This is a genomic window from Pedococcus sp. NPDC057267, from assembly GCF_042668795.1.
In the GTDB taxonomy this organism is placed as follows: Bacteria; Actinomycetota; Actinomycetes; order Actinomycetales; family Dermatophilaceae; genus Pedococcus.
In genome coordinates this window covers 61,417-74,554 of the sequence record NZ_JBHUYG010000002.1, presented here as the reverse complement: position 1 = coordinate 74,554, position 13,138 = coordinate 61,417, and the positions used below count along the sequence as shown (strand labels likewise).

The window sequence follows — 13,138 nt, the reverse complement described above, 5'->3', positions numbered from 1 at the left end:
AGCCTGACGGCATGAGCACGTTCCGCCCGTCCGTCGACCTCTTCCGGGACCGGGCCGACGCCGGCCGGCGGCTCGCTGCGCTGGTCACGGACCTGCGCGGCGCGGACCCGGTGGTGCTCGGCCTGCCGCGCGGCGGCGTCCCGGTTGCCGCCGAGGTCGCGAAGGCGCTCGGGGCCACGCTCGACGTGGTGGTCGCCCACAAGCTCGGGGCGCCCTTCCAGCCCGAGCTCGCCATGGGCGCCGTCGGCGAGGGTGGGGTCCTCGTCGTCGACGACCTGACGGTTCGCGCCTGCCGGGTGACGCAGGACGAGCTGGCGGCTGCCGAGACGCACGAGGAGCGGGAGGTGGCGCGCCGCGCCAGCCGCTTCCGGGCGGGCCACGAGCCCGTCCCCCTCGACGGGCGGACCGCCGTGGTCGTCGACGACGGGGTCGCCACGGGCGCCACGGCGCGCGCTGCCTGCCTGGCCGCCCGGGCGCGGGGGGCTGCCCGGGTGGTCCTGGCCGTGCCGGTCTGCGCCGCCGACACCGCGGTCGCCCTGCGGCAGGCCTGCGACTCGGTGCGCTGCGTGCTGCGACCCGGGCACCTGCGCTCGGTGGGCGAGTGGTACGAGCAGTTCCCGCAGGTCAGCGAGGACGAGGTGCTGGCCGTCCTGCGCGCAGCCGGGGACCCAGCCGCAGCCGACCACGGCAGCCCGGAAGCGCCGGGCCCGGGCGCGCCCCGCCGGCAGGGACCGGGTCAGGACGCCCGGCGCACCGGCAGGAGCGGGTAGTCGGGCCCGCCGGGCAGCGCCGGTGGTCGTGGCCGGGTCGTCGGTGCCGCCGGTGGCTGGGGCGGGTGAGCCGGCTCCGCGGACCCGTGGCGCGTGGCCAGCTGCCCCGGTCCGGTGGGGGTCGGGGCGCCAGCGGCCTGCAGCTCCCCGGCGGGGGGCGACGCCACGGCGGGTGTCTCGCCCCGGTGGGGACGGCGGAGCTGCTGGGCCAGGGCCTCCACCTCACGCAGGACGTCGGCGAGGCGGCGAGCCGGCTCGTCCTGGAGCAGGAGCGCCAGGGCCGCCAGTCGCGCGCGGATCTCCTCGAGGCGCACCACCGGGTCCGCCACGGCGCCGGTCGCACCGGTCGCCGAGTCGGGGCCGGGGCGAGGGTCGCGGCCCGGGAGTGGCGCGGGCACGGGGTACCCCGGGCGGCGGGACCTGCTCGTGGTGACGGCCGACGGGTGGCCCTGGGGCGTCGTGCGCGTGCGGTTCATGCCCGGTCCTCCAGCAGGTGCAGGGCCATGGTGACCGTGGCGAACGCCCGGACGTGGGACGGCACGATGCGCTCGCGCGTGGCGATCCGCAACAGGGCCCGCGCCCGCCGCAGCAACCGGTCGTCGTCGACGTCCCGCAGCAGCACCGCCGCAGCGGGGCCGGGTGCCCACGACGGGTCCATGACGTGGCGCAGCAGGTGGACCACGACACCCTGCGGTGACCTGAGGTCGAGACCCGTGCTTCGCGCGGCGGCAGGCACGGGAAGGGGCGGAAGGGGTTGCCGGGTGGGGAGCACTACGCCTCCAGGGGACCGGTGACACGAGAACCGGGCGGGGGTTTCCGCACGGTGAGCCCTGCAAGCCCGTGGTGGGCGGGACCCCGGCCGGCTGGCTGGCCGACCGGGACCCCGTCTGCCGGGAGTCGCGACCCCCGACACCGACGGCACCCCCGGCACCTCGCCCCGGCCAGGGCGCTGACCGCGGCTCCCCGCGGTCCGGCACCGGATCCTCCGTCGGTAACGCCCCCGTGACCGGGAGCGCACGACCATTGCGCCGGACCACACCGGGTGCCCCGTAGGGACCTTGGTCCCGTGTGTTTCCGACCCGTCACCTCCGGTTCACCGCACACGAGTTCCTTCCCGTGCGGCGGGGCCGCACGACGCCCGGGTGTGCTGGTGCCACGGCCACGCGCGCCGGTGCGGCCGCCGCCGGGACCTTGGCCCCTGCGGGTCCCGGCCCCGGGGCGGCCACGCTGGTCCCGACGAAGGAGGACGTCATGTCGAGCACCCCCTCGGTGCCACCGGGAAGCGTCGTGGCCGCAGTCGACGCCGACCGGCCGGCCGCAGAGGTCCTGGACGCCGCCGTGGAGCTGGCCACGCGGACCGGCCGGCGGCTCCACCTGGTGAACGCGACCGGGCTCGGGGTCGTGCCCTGGACCCCGGACCTGCTCGAGCCGCAGGCACGGCGCCTGGAGGAGGTGCGGGCGGGCCTGCAGCAGCGGCTCACGAGGGAGGTCACCGCCGAGACGGTCGTCGCCGGCGCGGCCTCCGCCCTCGTCGAGGCAAGCCGCGACGCGTACCGGGTGGTGCTGGGTGCCGGCCGCCTGCGGCCGCTCCCGGCGGCCGTGCTGGGCGCGACGACCCAGCAGGTGGCCGCCCACGCGCGGTGTCCCGTGCTCGTCGTCCCGCGGGACACGGAACTGCCGGCCCGCGGCCTCGTCGTCGTCGGTGTCGACCCCGACCCGCACGCGGAACCGGCCCTGGAGGCAGCGTTCGCCGAGGCTTCCGAGCGCGGTGTCCCCCTCGTCGCGGTCCACGCCTGGTGGTGGGAGCCCCCGGACCCGCTGGCGGCGGAGCCGGAGTGGGCCGGGGACTGGGGCGAGCTGGCCGACGCCCAGCACGTGGTCCTCGCTGAGATGCTCGGGGGTTGGCAGGAGCGCTACCCCGACGTCGAGGTGCGGCCACGGCTCGTGCGGGGCCAGGCCGTCCCCGTCCTGTGCGACGAGGCCCGCGACGCCCAGCTTCTCGTCGTCGGCAGCCGCGGCCGGGGCGGCTTTGCGGGCCTGCTCCTGGGATCGGTCGGCACCCGCCTGCTGCACCTGGCGCCCTGCCCCCTGCTCGTGGTCCCGTCCACGCCGAGGGCCGAGGACGGGCAGCACGAGGGCTGACCGCCGATGGCTCCACGAGGGCTGACCGCCGATGGCTCCACGAGGGCTCAGGGGCGCGCGATGGCTCAGGCCTGAACGCCCACCACTGGCGCGTCCGGAGGCACGACCACCACCGGACAGCCCGCGTGCTCCAGCACCGATCGGGTCACCTGGCCCAGCGGCATCCCGGGGAACGGGCCGGTACCACCCCTGCCGACCACGAGGAGGCTGGCGCCCCACGACAGCCCCTCGAGGGTGCGCTCGGCCCTGGTGTCGAGCACCTCGGTCCGCACCGACAGGCCTGGAGCCAGCCGGTGCACCAGCTCGGCTGCGCGCCCGACCGACCGCTCGGCGTGCCCCTGGACGTCGCGGACGACCGTGGCCAGCGGACCCGCCCGGTCCGGGACCGGGCGCGGCACCCGGCTCGGGCTGCCCGCGTCGGCCGACCACCCGCAGGCCAGCACCAGCGGCGAACCGGCACGGCGCGCCACCTCCACGGCACAGGACAGTGTCGACAGGACGGGGTCTCCGAGGCCTACTCCCACCACGACGGGGTCCGGGCGCGGCGCGTCGACCCGTCCGCGCACCACGACGACCGGGCACGCGGCCCGCGACGCCGTGATCAGGGACGTCGAGGACTCCGAGGCGGGCAGCGCCGTGCGCCCGCGGGACCCGACCACCACGAGCCGGGCCGTGTGCGACTGGTCCACGAGCACGCCACCGGGCTGGCCACGGCGGACCACGCCGCCGCGCGTCACGCCGGGCTGGCACGACTCGGCGAGCGCCACCGCCTCGGACATCGCCTCGTGGCCGTCCCCGAGCCGGAGGGGCGCGAGGCGGGTGGCGGTCCGTCGGGCGCCGGGCACCCCGGGGTCGTCCGCAGCGACGACGATCCGCAGGCCGGTCCCCCGCGCCGCGGCCTCGTGCGCGGCCCACCGCACGGCCCGCCGGCTGCCGGCCGAGCCGTCGTAGCCCACGACGACCGGCGCCCGACCCGACTCGCCGACGCTGCTCCCGCTGTGCATGCCCCCACGATCGCGGCAGGGCGCTCCGCGCGCCCGGGCCGTTGGTCCCTCCCGGCAAGGGCGTCCCGGGGGACCTTGGGCCCTCGGCCCGGGGCGCCGCGCCGCCGAGTATGAGCAGGGCAGGCACAGCTCTCTGGAGGCAGTGATGGTCACGGTGTGGGTCGTGTACGAGTCGATGTTCGGCAACACCAGGGCGGTGGCCGGCGCGGTGGCCGAGGGGCTGCGGGACTGGGCGTGGGTCGAGCAGTACCCCGTGGACACCGTCCCGCCCGACCTCATCGGGGTGGACCTGCTCGTGGTGGGCGGCCCGACGCACGCGTTCGGCCTGAGCCGCCCCTCGACCCGCGCCGACGCCCAGCGCCAGCTCGGCGACGGGCGCGTGGTGACCGACCGCGGCATACGGGAGTGGCTCGAGTCGCTCGCGGACGAGCGGCACACCCCTCCCTTCGCGTTCTTCGACACACGGGTCAACCGTCCACGGGTCCCGGGCTCGGCGGCCCGGCGGGCCGCGGCCCTGGTGCGGCGCCAGCACGGCAGCGTGGCGACGCGCCCGGTGTCGTTCTGGGTGACGGGCACCCAGGGCCCGCTGGTCGACAGCGAGCTCGACCGGGCCCGGTCCTGGGGCCGCTCGCTGAGCACCGTCGTCGGCCCCGGCCTGGGCAGGCCCGTGGGCTGACCCGGCCGACTCCGCCCGACTTCGCCCCATGGTCACCCGTTCGGACCATTTCCGACCCGAGGTCGGCCGACCTGCGGCGCGTCCGCGGACGGTGGGTCCCGAACCGTCCTAGCGTCGACGTCCGTGAGCACACGCACCTTGCACCGCGGCCAGGGCCACCACCCCCGGGTCCTGCGCGGCGCGCGGGGATGGATCTGGGTCTGCGACTGCGGCAGCGCGTCGTGCCGGACCCCGGACCGTCCGCCGCTGCCGTGGCGGACCGCCCTCGTGGGCGCCCTCCTGCACTCGGGCACGATCGCCTCCTGACGGCGGGGCCACCTCCCGACCGGGCCGACCTGCGGCAGCGGTCGTCCTCCGTCCTCCCGTCCTCCCTTCGGTGGTTGGCAGATCGCCCCGCGTCCTGCATTGTTCGAGGTCCACGGCGATCCAGGAGGCAGCTCGATGAAGGTCGGCATTCCCCGCGAGGTCAAGAACAACGAGTTCCGCGTGGCGATCACGCCCTCGGGGGTCCATGAGCTCGTGCGGCACGGGCACGCGGTGTACGTCGAGCGGGAGGCCGGGGTCGGCTCCTCGATCCTCGACGAGGACTACGTCGCGGCCGGCGCCACGATCCTCGACACGGCGGACAAGGTCTGGGAGACCGGCGAGCTCATCCTCAAGGTGAAGGAGCCGATCGAGCAGGAGTACGCCCGGATGCGCGAGGGGCAGACGCTCTTCACCTACCTCCACCTCGCCGCCGACAAGCCCCTCACCGAGGAGCTGCTGCGCCGCAAGGTCACCGGCATCGCCTACGAGACCGTCGAGCTGCCCGACCGCACGCTCCCCCTGCTGGCGCCGATGTCCGAGGTCGCGGGCCGCCTGGCACCGCAGGTCGGCGCGCACACGCTGATGCGGGCCCAGGGAGGCCGCGGCATCCTCATGGGCGGCGTCAGCGGCGTGTACGCCGCCAAGGTCGTCGTCATCGGCGCTGGCGTCTCCGGCATGAACGCCGCCGCGATCGCGCTCGGCATGCAGGCCGAGGTGCTGCTGCTCGACCGCGACATCGCCAAGCTGCGGCACGCCGACTTCGTCTACCAGGGCCACTGCCAGACGGTCGCGTCGAACACCTACGAGATCGAGCGGGCCATCAGCGACGCCGACCTCGTCATCGGCGCGGTGCTCGTCCCGGGTGCCAAGGCCCCCAAGCTCGTCACCAACGAGCAGGTGTCCCGCATGAAGCCCGGCTCGGTCCTCGTCGACATCTCCATCGACCAGGGCGGCTGCTTCGAGGACTCGCGGCCCACGACGCACGACGACCCGACCTACGAGGTGCACAACTCGGTCTTCTACTGCGTCGCCAACATGCCCGGCGCCGTGCCGCACACGAGCACCTACGCCCTCACCAACGTGACCCTCCCGTATGCCGTGGAGCTGGCGAACCGGGGCTGGCGCGACGCCCTGCGCGACAACCACCCGCTGGCGCTCGGCCTCAACACCCATGACGGCGCGGTCACGAACGGCCCGGTCGGCGACGCGCACGGCCTCGAGTCGGTCGAGCTGGAGACGATCCTCGGCAAGGCCTGACCCGGCTTCCCGGCGGGGGCGCCCGCGACCGGCGCTGCACGGCGGGTGTCGGTGACCGCGGTTAGCCTCGGCTCGTGCTGCTCGCCGACGTCGTCGCCGCCTCCGCCGCTGCTGCCGCCACCCGGTCGCGCCTGGCCAAGACCGCGGCGGTGGCCGACGCGCTGCGCGCGGCCGGTCCCGAGGAGGCCGGCACCGTCGCCGCGTACCTCTCCGGTGTCCTGCCGCAGCGGCGGGTGGGCGTCAGCTGGCGTGGCCTGACCGACCTGCCGGAGCCCGCTGCCGAGGCCACGGCGACCGTCGGCGACGTCGACGCCGCCCTCAGCCACCTGGCGTCGGTGTCCGGCAGCGGCTCCGCGGCCCAGCGCCGAGCTGCCGTGGCGGAGCTGTTCGGCCGCCTCACGGCCGCCGAGCAGGAGTACCTCCGCGCGCTCATCACAGGCCAGGTGCGCCAGGGCGCCCTCGACGGCGTCATGCTCCAGGCCATCGCGGCGGCCGCCGAGGTGCCCGAGGCCGCAGTGCGCCGCGCCACCATGCTCGCCGGGTATGCCGCGCCGGTCGCCGTCGCGGCCCTGTCCGGTGGCGTGCCGGCGCTCGAGGCCATCGGCCTGGAGGTGGGGCGGCCCGTGCGGCCGATGCTGGCGGCGTCGGCCCCCGACGTCGACGCCGGGTGGGAGCAGGTCGCCGGAGCAGACGGCCACGCGTTCGTGGACGGCAAGCTCGACGGCATACGGCTGCAGGCGCACAAGGACGGCGACGAGGTGCGGCTGTTCACCCGCTCGCTCGACGACATCACCGACCGGCTGCCCGAGGTCGTCGAGGTCGTGCGGGACCTGCCGGCGGGTCGCGTCGTCGTCGACGGCGAGGCCATCGCGCTGGACGAGCGGGGCAGGCCTCGGCCCTTCCAGGAGACGGCCTCGCGGACGATGAGCAGCACCAGCGTGGACACGCTGCGGGCGCAGGTCCCGGTGTCGTCGTACTTCTTCGACCTGCTCCACGTCGACGGGGAGGACCTGCTCGACCTGCCAGCCACGCAGCGGCTCGAGCGGCTGGCCGGCCTCGTCCCGGCCGAGACGCTGGTGCCGCGGGTGCTGGCAGGGTCGGAGGTGGAGGCGCGGGAGTTCTTCACCCGCCTCGTCTCCGAGGGCCACGAGGGCGTCGTGCTCAAGTCGACCGACGCCCCCTACGCCGCCGGCCGGCGGGGCGCAGGCTGGGTCAAGGTCAAGCCCCGCCACACGCTCGACCTCGTCGTGCTCGCGGTCGAGTGGGGCAGCGGGCGGCGCAAGGGCTGGCTCTCCAACATCCACCTCGGCGCCCGCGACCCGGAGACCGGCGGCTTCGTCATGCTCGGCAAGACGTTCAAGGGCATGACCGACGAGATGCTGCAGTGGCAGACGGAGCGCTTCACCGAGCTCGCCACCGACGGCACCGACGGGTGGGTCGTGCCGGTGCGGCCCGAGCAGGTCGTCGAGATCGCGTTCGACGGCATCCAGACCTCCTCCCGCTACCCCGGCGGCATGGCGCTGCGGTTCGCCCGGGTCCTGCGGTACCGCGACGACAAGCCGGCCGAGGAGGCCGACACCGTCGACACGGTGCGCGCCCTGCGCGGCTGAGCCCCTGCAACCCGTCGCCGTCTGTCGATTCGACATTGCATAGGTTGCCTATGTAAAGTGGTTGTCGTGAGCAACCATGACGATCCCGGCAACGACGTGCTGCGCGCCGCAGCGCGCCTGACCCGGTGGGCGTCGCGGTACGCCTCGTTCGACATCCCGGTGGCCCAGGCCCGGCTGCTGTCCCTGCTCGACGAGTGGGGTCCGTGCCGGGTCAGCGAGCTGGCCGAGATCGACCACAGCAGCCAGCCCACGACGACCGCCGGGGTGCACCGCCTCGAGGCACAGGGCTGGGCGCGGCGCGACCCGGACCGGTCCGACGCCCGCGCCACGCTGGTCTCCATCACGCCGGCCGGCCACGAAGCGCTCGCCGAGGTGCGCCGGGCCCGGGCCGCGGTCCTCGCCCCGGCCCTCGGCGCCCTCGAGGAGAGCGAGCTCGCCCGGCTGCGCGACGCCGTCGTCGTGCTCGAGGACCTGCTGGCCCGCGCGGCCACCCCGCACCACTCCCCCGCCCCCACCCGAGAGGAAGCCTGACCCCGTCATGTGGCGTCAACCCAAGACAGTCTGGTCCGTGGCCTTCGCCTGCGTCATCGCGTTCATGGGCATCGGTCTCGTCGACCCCATCCTCAAGCCCATCGCCGACGACCTCGGAGCCAGCGCGTCCCAGGTCTCGCTGCTCTTCACGAGCTACATGGCCGTCATGGGCGTCGCCATGCTCGGCACCGGCTGGGTCTCCAGTCGGGTCGGGGCCAAGCGAACCCTGCTGATCGGCCTGCTCATCATCATCGTGGGCGCCGGGCTCGCCGGGGCCCAGGACAGCGTCAACGGCATCGTCGCCTTCCGCGCCGTCTGGGGCCTGGGCAACGCGCTGTTCATCGCGACGGCCCTCGCCACCATCGTCAACGCAGCCCGCGGCTCGGTCGGCCAGGCGATCATCCTCTACGAGGCCGCGCTCGGGGTCGGCATCGCGACCGGCCCCCTCCTCGGCGGCTGGCTCGGCGGCCACTCGTGGCGCTGGCCCTTCTGGGGCGTCTCCGGCCTCATGCTCATCGCGCTCGTCGCCATCCTCGCGACCCTCCCGCCGACCCCCGCCCCGGCCAAGCGCAGCAGCATCAGCGCGCCCCTGCGCGCCCTCGGCCACCGCGGCCTGCTGACCGTCGGGATCACCGCCCTGCTCTACAACTTCGGCTTCTTCACCCTCCTGGCGTGGACGCCGTTCCCGCTGGCGATGGGCGCCCACCAGGTCGGCCTCATCTTCTTCGGTTGGGGCGTGCTGCTCGCCTTCACCTCGGTCTTCGTCGCCCCGCGGCTGCAGCGCCGCTTCGGGACCGTGCCCGGCGTGGTCGGCGCGCTCCTCGGCTTCGCCCTCGTGCTGGCGGGCATGGCCCTCGGCACCGAGCACAAGCCCGTGCTGGTGGTCGGCGTCATCCTGGCCGGTGCGTTCCTCGGCGTGAACAACACGCTCATCACCGAGACGGTCATGAAGGTGTCGCCGGTCGAGCGGGGCGTCGCGTCCGCGGCGTACAGCTTCGTGCGGTTCGGCGGCGGCGCCGTCGCCCCCTGGCTCGCCGGCAAGATCGGCGAGCGGGCGGCCAACGTCCCGTTCTGGATCGGCGCCGGGGCCGTGGTCCTCGCGGTCCTCGTGCTGCTGACCGCCCTGCCCTACCTCAGGGCCGTCGACGCCCAGCCCGGCCACGGCGCCGAGCCGGTCGACAGCCCGCTCGAGGCGGAGGCCGTCACCGTCGGCGACAGCTGAGCCGACCTCCCACCTCGAGCACGGCGCCACGCACCCTAGGCTGGCGCCGTGCTCGAGCTCATCACCGCGACGCGGTACGTCACCCCCCTGCGGGAGGGTGGCTCGCTGCCCGGGATCGTCGAGGCCGACGACCTCGGCACCTACGTCCTGAAGTTCCGCGGCGCGGGCCAGGGGCTCAAGGTCCTCGTGGCCGAGGTCCTCGTCGGTGAGCTGGCGCGGTCGCTCGGTATGCGGGTGCCGCGCCTGGCCGTCGTGGACCTGCAGGCCCCCATCGCCAAGTACGAGGCCGACGAGGAGGTCCAGGACCTGCTCACGGCCAGCCTCGGGCACAACCTCGGCGTCGACTTCCTCCCCGGTTCCTTCGGCTACGACGGGTCGCGCCCGCCCGCGCCGGACACGGCCGCGGACATCCTGTGGCTCGACGCCCTCACGGCGAACGTCGACCGCACCTGGAGCAACCCCAACCTGCTGGTGTGGCACCGCGAGCCGTGGCTGATCGACCACGGTGCCGCCCTGTACTTCCACCACGGCTGGCCCAGCCGTGGCGCCGACCCTGCCCGGTTCGCCGCCCAGGCCTACGACGCCGACCAGCACGTGCTGCGGGACGTCGCGTCCGACGTGCGCGCCGCCCACGAGCGGCTCGCGCCGCAGGTCACCGACGCGCTCCTGAGCGAGGTGACGTCGGCCGTGCCCGGCGAGTGGCTCGAACCCGCGCCCGGGCTGGACGACGCCGACGCCGTCCGCGCGGCATACCGCGAGCACCTGCTCGCACGGGTAGCGAACCCCGCGGCCTGGCTCCCGGGAGGTGCGGCATGACCCCGGTCGGCTACCAGTACGTCGTCCTTCGCTGCGTCCCCGAGGTCCAGCGCGAGGAGTTCGCCAACGTCGGCGTCGTCGTCTACAGCCAGGCCGCCGACTACCTCGAGGCCGCCTGGCGCCTCGACGAGGACCGCCTCCGGGCCTTCGCGCCCGGCCTGGACCTCGGCGCCGTCGGCGCCTCCCTCGACACGGTGTGCCGGGTCTGCCGCGGCGAGACCGGCGGCGGGCTGCCGTCCCTCGGCGGCCTCGGGCGCAGGTTCGGCTGGCTGAGCGCACCGCGGAGCACCGTGGTGCAGCCCGGCCCCGTGCACGGCGGCCTCACGACCGACCCGGCCGGGACGCTGCAGTCGCTGCTGGACCGCCTCGTGGTCTGAACCGCCGGACGCGGCTGCGGACGCTCCGTCAGGAACCGCCCGGTTGTGCCGGGCGCAGGGCCCAGGCAGCCACGGCGCCCGCCGCAGCCACGTTCAGGGAGTCCACTCCCCCGGCCATCGGGATCGTCACGGTGAGGTCGGCCGCGGCGAGCGTGTGGTGCGACAGGCCGTCACCCTCGGTGCCCAGCACCAGGGCGAGCCGGTCGGGCGGGTCCGCCGCCAGCTCGTCCAGCGGGACCGCGTCGTCGGCGAGGGCGAGCGTCGCGACGGTGAACCCCTGCTCCTGCAGGTCCGCGATGGCGCCGGGCCACGGCTCGATCCGCGTCCACGGCACCTGGAAGACCGTGCCCATCGAGACCCGGATCGACCTGCGGTACAACGGGTCAGCGCACCGTGGCGTGACGAGGACGGCGTCGACGCCGAGGGCCGCCGCCGAGCGGAAGACCGCACCCACGTTGGTGTGGTCGACGACGTCCTCGAGGACGAGGACACGTCGCGCACCCTCCAGCAAGGCCGCGGCCGAGGGGAGCTCCGGCCGCTGCATGGCCGCGAGGGCGCCACGGTGCAGGTGGAAGCCGGTGAGCTGCTCGATGACGTCGTGCTCCCCGACGAAGACCGGCACCCCGTCGGCCTCGGCCTGCTCGACGACGTCGGCGAGGTCCGTGAGCCACCGCCGCGCCATGAGGAGGCTGCGCGGTCGGTGGCCGGCGGCCAGCGCGCGGCGGATGACCTTCTCGGACTCCGCGATGTAGAGGCCCCGCTCCGGCTCGGTGCGTCGCCGCAGGGCCACGTCGGTCAGGGCGACGTAGTCGGCGAGCCGCTCGTCGTCGGCTCGGAGGATCTCGGTCGGCACGCACGCAGGCTAGGACACCAGTGCGCGGACGATGACACTGGCGCCGGCCACGAGGCAGAACACGAGGACGATCCGGCGCAGCCGGTCGCGGTCCAGGCGGGCGCGGGCCGGTGCGGCCGCGGCATACCCGAGGCCGAGGAAGGGCAGCCAGACCAGCCCCGACACGAGCTGGTGCCGCGTGAACTCGCCCGCGACGAGCAGGCCACCGATGGCCATCCCGGTCCCCACGAGGAAGAACGCCGCGAGGGTGGAGCGCAGCCGCTCGGGTCGCTCGTGCTGCAGGACCAGCGCGAGGAACGGGCCGCCGATCGAGGCCGCCGTCCCCGACACCCCTGCCACCGCCCCCGCCGCTGCTGCGTTGGGGCGGGTGGCACGCACGTCGAGCCGGGACACCGACGCCGCGACGGTGACGAGGATCAGGACCCCCACGACCACCGAGATCGCCCGCACGGACAGCGTGGCCACGAGCAGCACGCCGAGCGGGGTCAACAGCAACCGCGCGCCGAGCGCCCAGCCCAGGGGTCGCCAGGCGATGTCGCGCACGCCGTGCGACAGCTGCACCACGGGCAGGGCGAAGCTCGTCACGAGCAGGCTGCCGGGCATCAGCTCGGGGGCGACCAGGACGACGAAGGGGGCGGCCACCACGGCCATCCCGAAGCCGATGGAGGACTGGACGAACGCGCCCGCGAAGAGGGCGAGGCCGAGCAGCAGCACGGGGAGCCAGTCCATCAGGCGACCCGCCCGCCCGTCGGCCTCACCGCGGGCCCATCAGCTGAACCAGACGATCTTGACGATCCCCACGACGCCGACGAGGACGATGAACGAACGCAGGACGAGCGGCGGCAGCCGGCGACCGACACGGGCACCGATGATGCCGCCGATGAAGGCACCGACGCCGACGAGCAGCGCCGCCAGCCAGCTGATCCGGTCCCACGCCACGAGCATGAAGGTGATCGCCGCGACGGCGTTGACGATCGTCGCGAGGACGTTCTTGTACCCGTTGAGCCGCTGGATGGGGTCGGTCGACAGTGCACTCATGATGCCCATGAGGATCACGCCCTGCGCGGCGCCGAAGTAGCCGCCGTAGACACCCGCGACGAACGTGCCCCCCACGAGGGCCGCGCCGTGCCACGACGCCGGCGGCACGCCGGCCTCGTGCCGGGCGAGCGCGCGGGCCTGCAGCCGGGGGCCGAGGACGACGAGCACGAGCCCGAGCAGGATGAGCACCGGCACGATGGCCTGGAAGGCCTTGGCCGGCAGGACGAGCAGGAGCACCGCGCCGACCACGCCACCGATGAACGAGGCCGGAGCGAGGCGGCGCAGGGTCCCGCCGGCACCGCGCAGCTCGTGGCGGTAGCCGTGGACCCCGGTGACGCCACCCGCGACGAGACCGACCGTGTTGGAGACGTTGGCGACCACCGGCGGGTAGCCGAAGAACAGCAGCGTCGGGAAGGTGACGAGCGTGCCGGACCCGACCACCGTGTTGATGGTGCCGGCGGCCATGCCCGCGAGGAGGATGCCGAGGGCTTCGAAGGCGGACACCGCGCCACCCTAGCCACCACCGGGACGAACCG

General features: G+C 75.0%; 16 protein-coding genes. 10 read left to right on the top strand and 6 right to left on the bottom strand.

All coding sequences use genetic code 11. From position 1 onward, the window contains the following. The first annotated feature begins 11 nt into the window (after positions 1 to 11). Positions 12 to 770 carry a phosphoribosyltransferase gene (locus tag ACFUC1_RS01060; protein WP_379116032.1) on the top strand — a complete coding sequence of 253 codons (759 nt, stop codon included), beginning with the start codon at positions 12 to 14 and terminating at the stop codon, positions 768 to 770. Here the strand turns inward: ACFUC1_RS01060 and ACFUC1_RS01055 are convergent. Together ACFUC1_RS01055 and ACFUC1_RS01050 are read right to left on the bottom strand one after the other, a co-directional pair. Further along, complete coding sequence (locus ACFUC1_RS01055; protein WP_379116031.1) at positions 737 to 1,246, bottom strand: hypothetical protein; 510 nt, start codon at positions 1,244 to 1,246, stop codon at positions 737 to 739. The two genes, ACFUC1_RS01060 and ACFUC1_RS01055, sit on opposite strands and share 34 nt — an antisense overlap. After that, positions 1,243 to 1,506: a hypothetical protein gene (locus ACFUC1_RS01050; RefSeq protein WP_379116030.1), complete on the bottom strand. Its 264-nt coding sequence runs from the start codon at positions 1,504 to 1,506 to the stop codon at positions 1,243 to 1,245. The genes ACFUC1_RS01055 and ACFUC1_RS01050 overlap by 4 nt, the downstream gene beginning before the upstream one ends. Positions 1,507 to 2,021: 515 nt before the next feature. On the opposite strand from ACFUC1_RS01050, the gene ACFUC1_RS01045 reads away from it, so the two are divergent. Next, a complete protein-coding gene (locus ACFUC1_RS01045; RefSeq protein WP_379116029.1) occupies positions 2,022 to 2,912 on the top strand; it encodes a universal stress protein in 891 nt (296 codons plus the stop codon). Between the two features lie 65 nt (positions 2,913 to 2,977). Here the strand turns inward: ACFUC1_RS01045 and ACFUC1_RS01040 are convergent, their stop codons facing one another. Next, complete coding sequence (locus tag ACFUC1_RS01040) at positions 2,978 to 3,916, bottom strand: universal stress protein (protein ID WP_379116028.1); 939 nt, start codon at positions 3,914 to 3,916, stop codon at positions 2,978 to 2,980. 145 nt (positions 3,917 to 4,061) lie between these two features. Here ACFUC1_RS01040 and ACFUC1_RS01035 point away from each other — a divergent pair, with 145 nt between their 5' ends. From ACFUC1_RS01035 to ACFUC1_RS01000, 8 genes are all read left to right on the top strand, one after another. Continuing rightward, positions 4,062 to 4,592 (top strand): flavodoxin family protein, encoded by a 531-nt coding sequence (locus ACFUC1_RS01035; RefSeq protein ID WP_379116027.1) that lies wholly within the window; start codon positions 4,062 to 4,064, stop codon positions 4,590 to 4,592. Between the two features lie 123 nt (positions 4,593 to 4,715). Continuing rightward, positions 4,716 to 4,898, top strand: a complete 183-nt coding sequence (locus tag ACFUC1_RS01030) for a hypothetical protein (protein ID WP_316008882.1) — start codon at positions 4,716 to 4,718, stop codon at positions 4,896 to 4,898. A 135-nt stretch (positions 4,899 to 5,033) separates the two neighbouring features. Next, positions 5,034 to 6,155: an alanine dehydrogenase gene (gene ald / locus ACFUC1_RS01025; protein ID WP_379116026.1), complete on the top strand. Its 1,122-nt coding sequence runs from the start codon at positions 5,034 to 5,036 to the stop codon at positions 6,153 to 6,155. Positions 6,156 to 6,229: 74 nt separating this feature from the next. Further along, on the top strand, positions 6,230 to 7,765 hold the full coding sequence (locus tag ACFUC1_RS01020; RefSeq protein ID WP_379116025.1) for an ATP-dependent DNA ligase: 1,536 nt from the start codon (positions 6,230 to 6,232) through the stop codon (positions 7,763 to 7,765). A gap of 66 nt (positions 7,766 to 7,831) precedes the next feature. After that, positions 7,832 to 8,296 carry a MarR family winged helix-turn-helix transcriptional regulator gene (locus ACFUC1_RS01015; protein ID WP_379116024.1) on the top strand — a complete coding sequence of 155 codons (465 nt, stop codon included), beginning with the start codon at positions 7,832 to 7,834 and terminating at the stop codon, positions 8,294 to 8,296. Between the two features lie 7 nt (positions 8,297 to 8,303). Continuing rightward, positions 8,304 to 9,518: an MFS transporter gene (locus tag ACFUC1_RS01010; RefSeq protein ID WP_379116023.1), complete on the top strand. Its 1,215-nt coding sequence runs from the start codon at positions 8,304 to 8,306 to the stop codon at positions 9,516 to 9,518. Positions 9,519 to 9,566: 48 nt separating this feature from the next. Beyond that, positions 9,567 to 10,334 (top strand): HipA family kinase, encoded by a 768-nt coding sequence (locus ACFUC1_RS01005; protein WP_379116022.1) that lies wholly within the window; start codon positions 9,567 to 9,569, stop codon positions 10,332 to 10,334. Continuing rightward, positions 10,331 to 10,711, top strand: coding sequence for a DUF3037 domain-containing protein (locus ACFUC1_RS01000; protein WP_379116021.1), 381 nt, complete (start codon positions 10,331 to 10,333; stop codon positions 10,709 to 10,711). The genes ACFUC1_RS01005 and ACFUC1_RS01000 overlap by 4 nt, the downstream gene beginning before the upstream one ends. 28 nt (positions 10,712 to 10,739) lie before the next feature. Here ACFUC1_RS01000 and ACFUC1_RS00995 read toward each other — a convergent pair whose 3' ends face one another. Genes ACFUC1_RS00995 through ACFUC1_RS00985 form a run of 3 tightly spaced genes read right to left on the bottom strand, consistent with a single transcriptional unit; the run spans position 10,740 to position 13,106 of the window. Continuing rightward, positions 10,740 to 11,564 (bottom strand): TrmH family RNA methyltransferase, encoded by an 825-nt coding sequence (locus ACFUC1_RS00995; RefSeq protein WP_379116020.1) that lies wholly within the window; start codon positions 11,562 to 11,564, stop codon positions 10,740 to 10,742. A gap of 9 nt (positions 11,565 to 11,573) precedes the next feature. Further along, entirely contained in the window at positions 11,574 to 12,293 is a 720-nt protein-coding gene (locus ACFUC1_RS00990; RefSeq protein WP_379116019.1) for a TSUP family transporter, read from the bottom strand. A gap of 39 nt (positions 12,294 to 12,332) precedes the next feature. Next, positions 12,333 to 13,106, bottom strand: coding sequence for a sulfite exporter TauE/SafE family protein (locus ACFUC1_RS00985; RefSeq protein ID WP_379116018.1), 774 nt, complete (start codon positions 13,104 to 13,106; stop codon positions 12,333 to 12,335). Positions 13,107 to 13,138 lie beyond the last annotated feature (32 nt).

Bases quoted from the DNA above. Each gene is read 5' to 3' on its own strand.
- ACFUC1_RS01060 (WP_379116032.1), top strand. From the start codon at position 12: ATGAGCACGTTCCGCCCGTCCGTCGACCTCTTCCGGGACCGGGCCGAC.
- ACFUC1_RS01055 (WP_379116031.1), bottom strand. From the start codon at position 1,246: ATGAACCGCACGCGCACGACGCCCCAGGGCCACCCGTCGGCCGTCACC.
- ACFUC1_RS01045 (WP_379116029.1), top strand. From the start codon at position 2,022: ATGTCGAGCACCCCCTCGGTGCCACCGGGAAGCGTCGTGGCCGCAGTC.
- ACFUC1_RS01040 (WP_379116028.1), bottom strand. From the start codon at position 3,916: ATGCACAGCGGGAGCAGCGTCGGCGAGTCGGGTCGGGCGCCGGTCGTC.
- ACFUC1_RS01035 (WP_379116027.1), top strand. From the start codon at position 4,062: ATGGTCACGGTGTGGGTCGTGTACGAGTCGATGTTCGGCAACACCAGG.
- ald (WP_379116026.1), top strand. From the start codon at position 5,034: ATGAAGGTCGGCATTCCCCGCGAGGTCAAGAACAACGAGTTCCGCGTG.
- ACFUC1_RS01010 (WP_379116023.1), top strand. From the start codon at position 8,304: ATGTGGCGTCAACCCAAGACAGTCTGGTCCGTGGCCTTCGCCTGCGTC.
- ACFUC1_RS01000 (WP_379116021.1), top strand. From the start codon at position 10,331: ATGACCCCGGTCGGCTACCAGTACGTCGTCCTTCGCTGCGTCCCCGAG.
- ACFUC1_RS00990 (WP_379116019.1), bottom strand. From the start codon at position 12,293: ATGGACTGGCTCCCCGTGCTGCTGCTCGGCCTCGCCCTCTTCGCGGGC.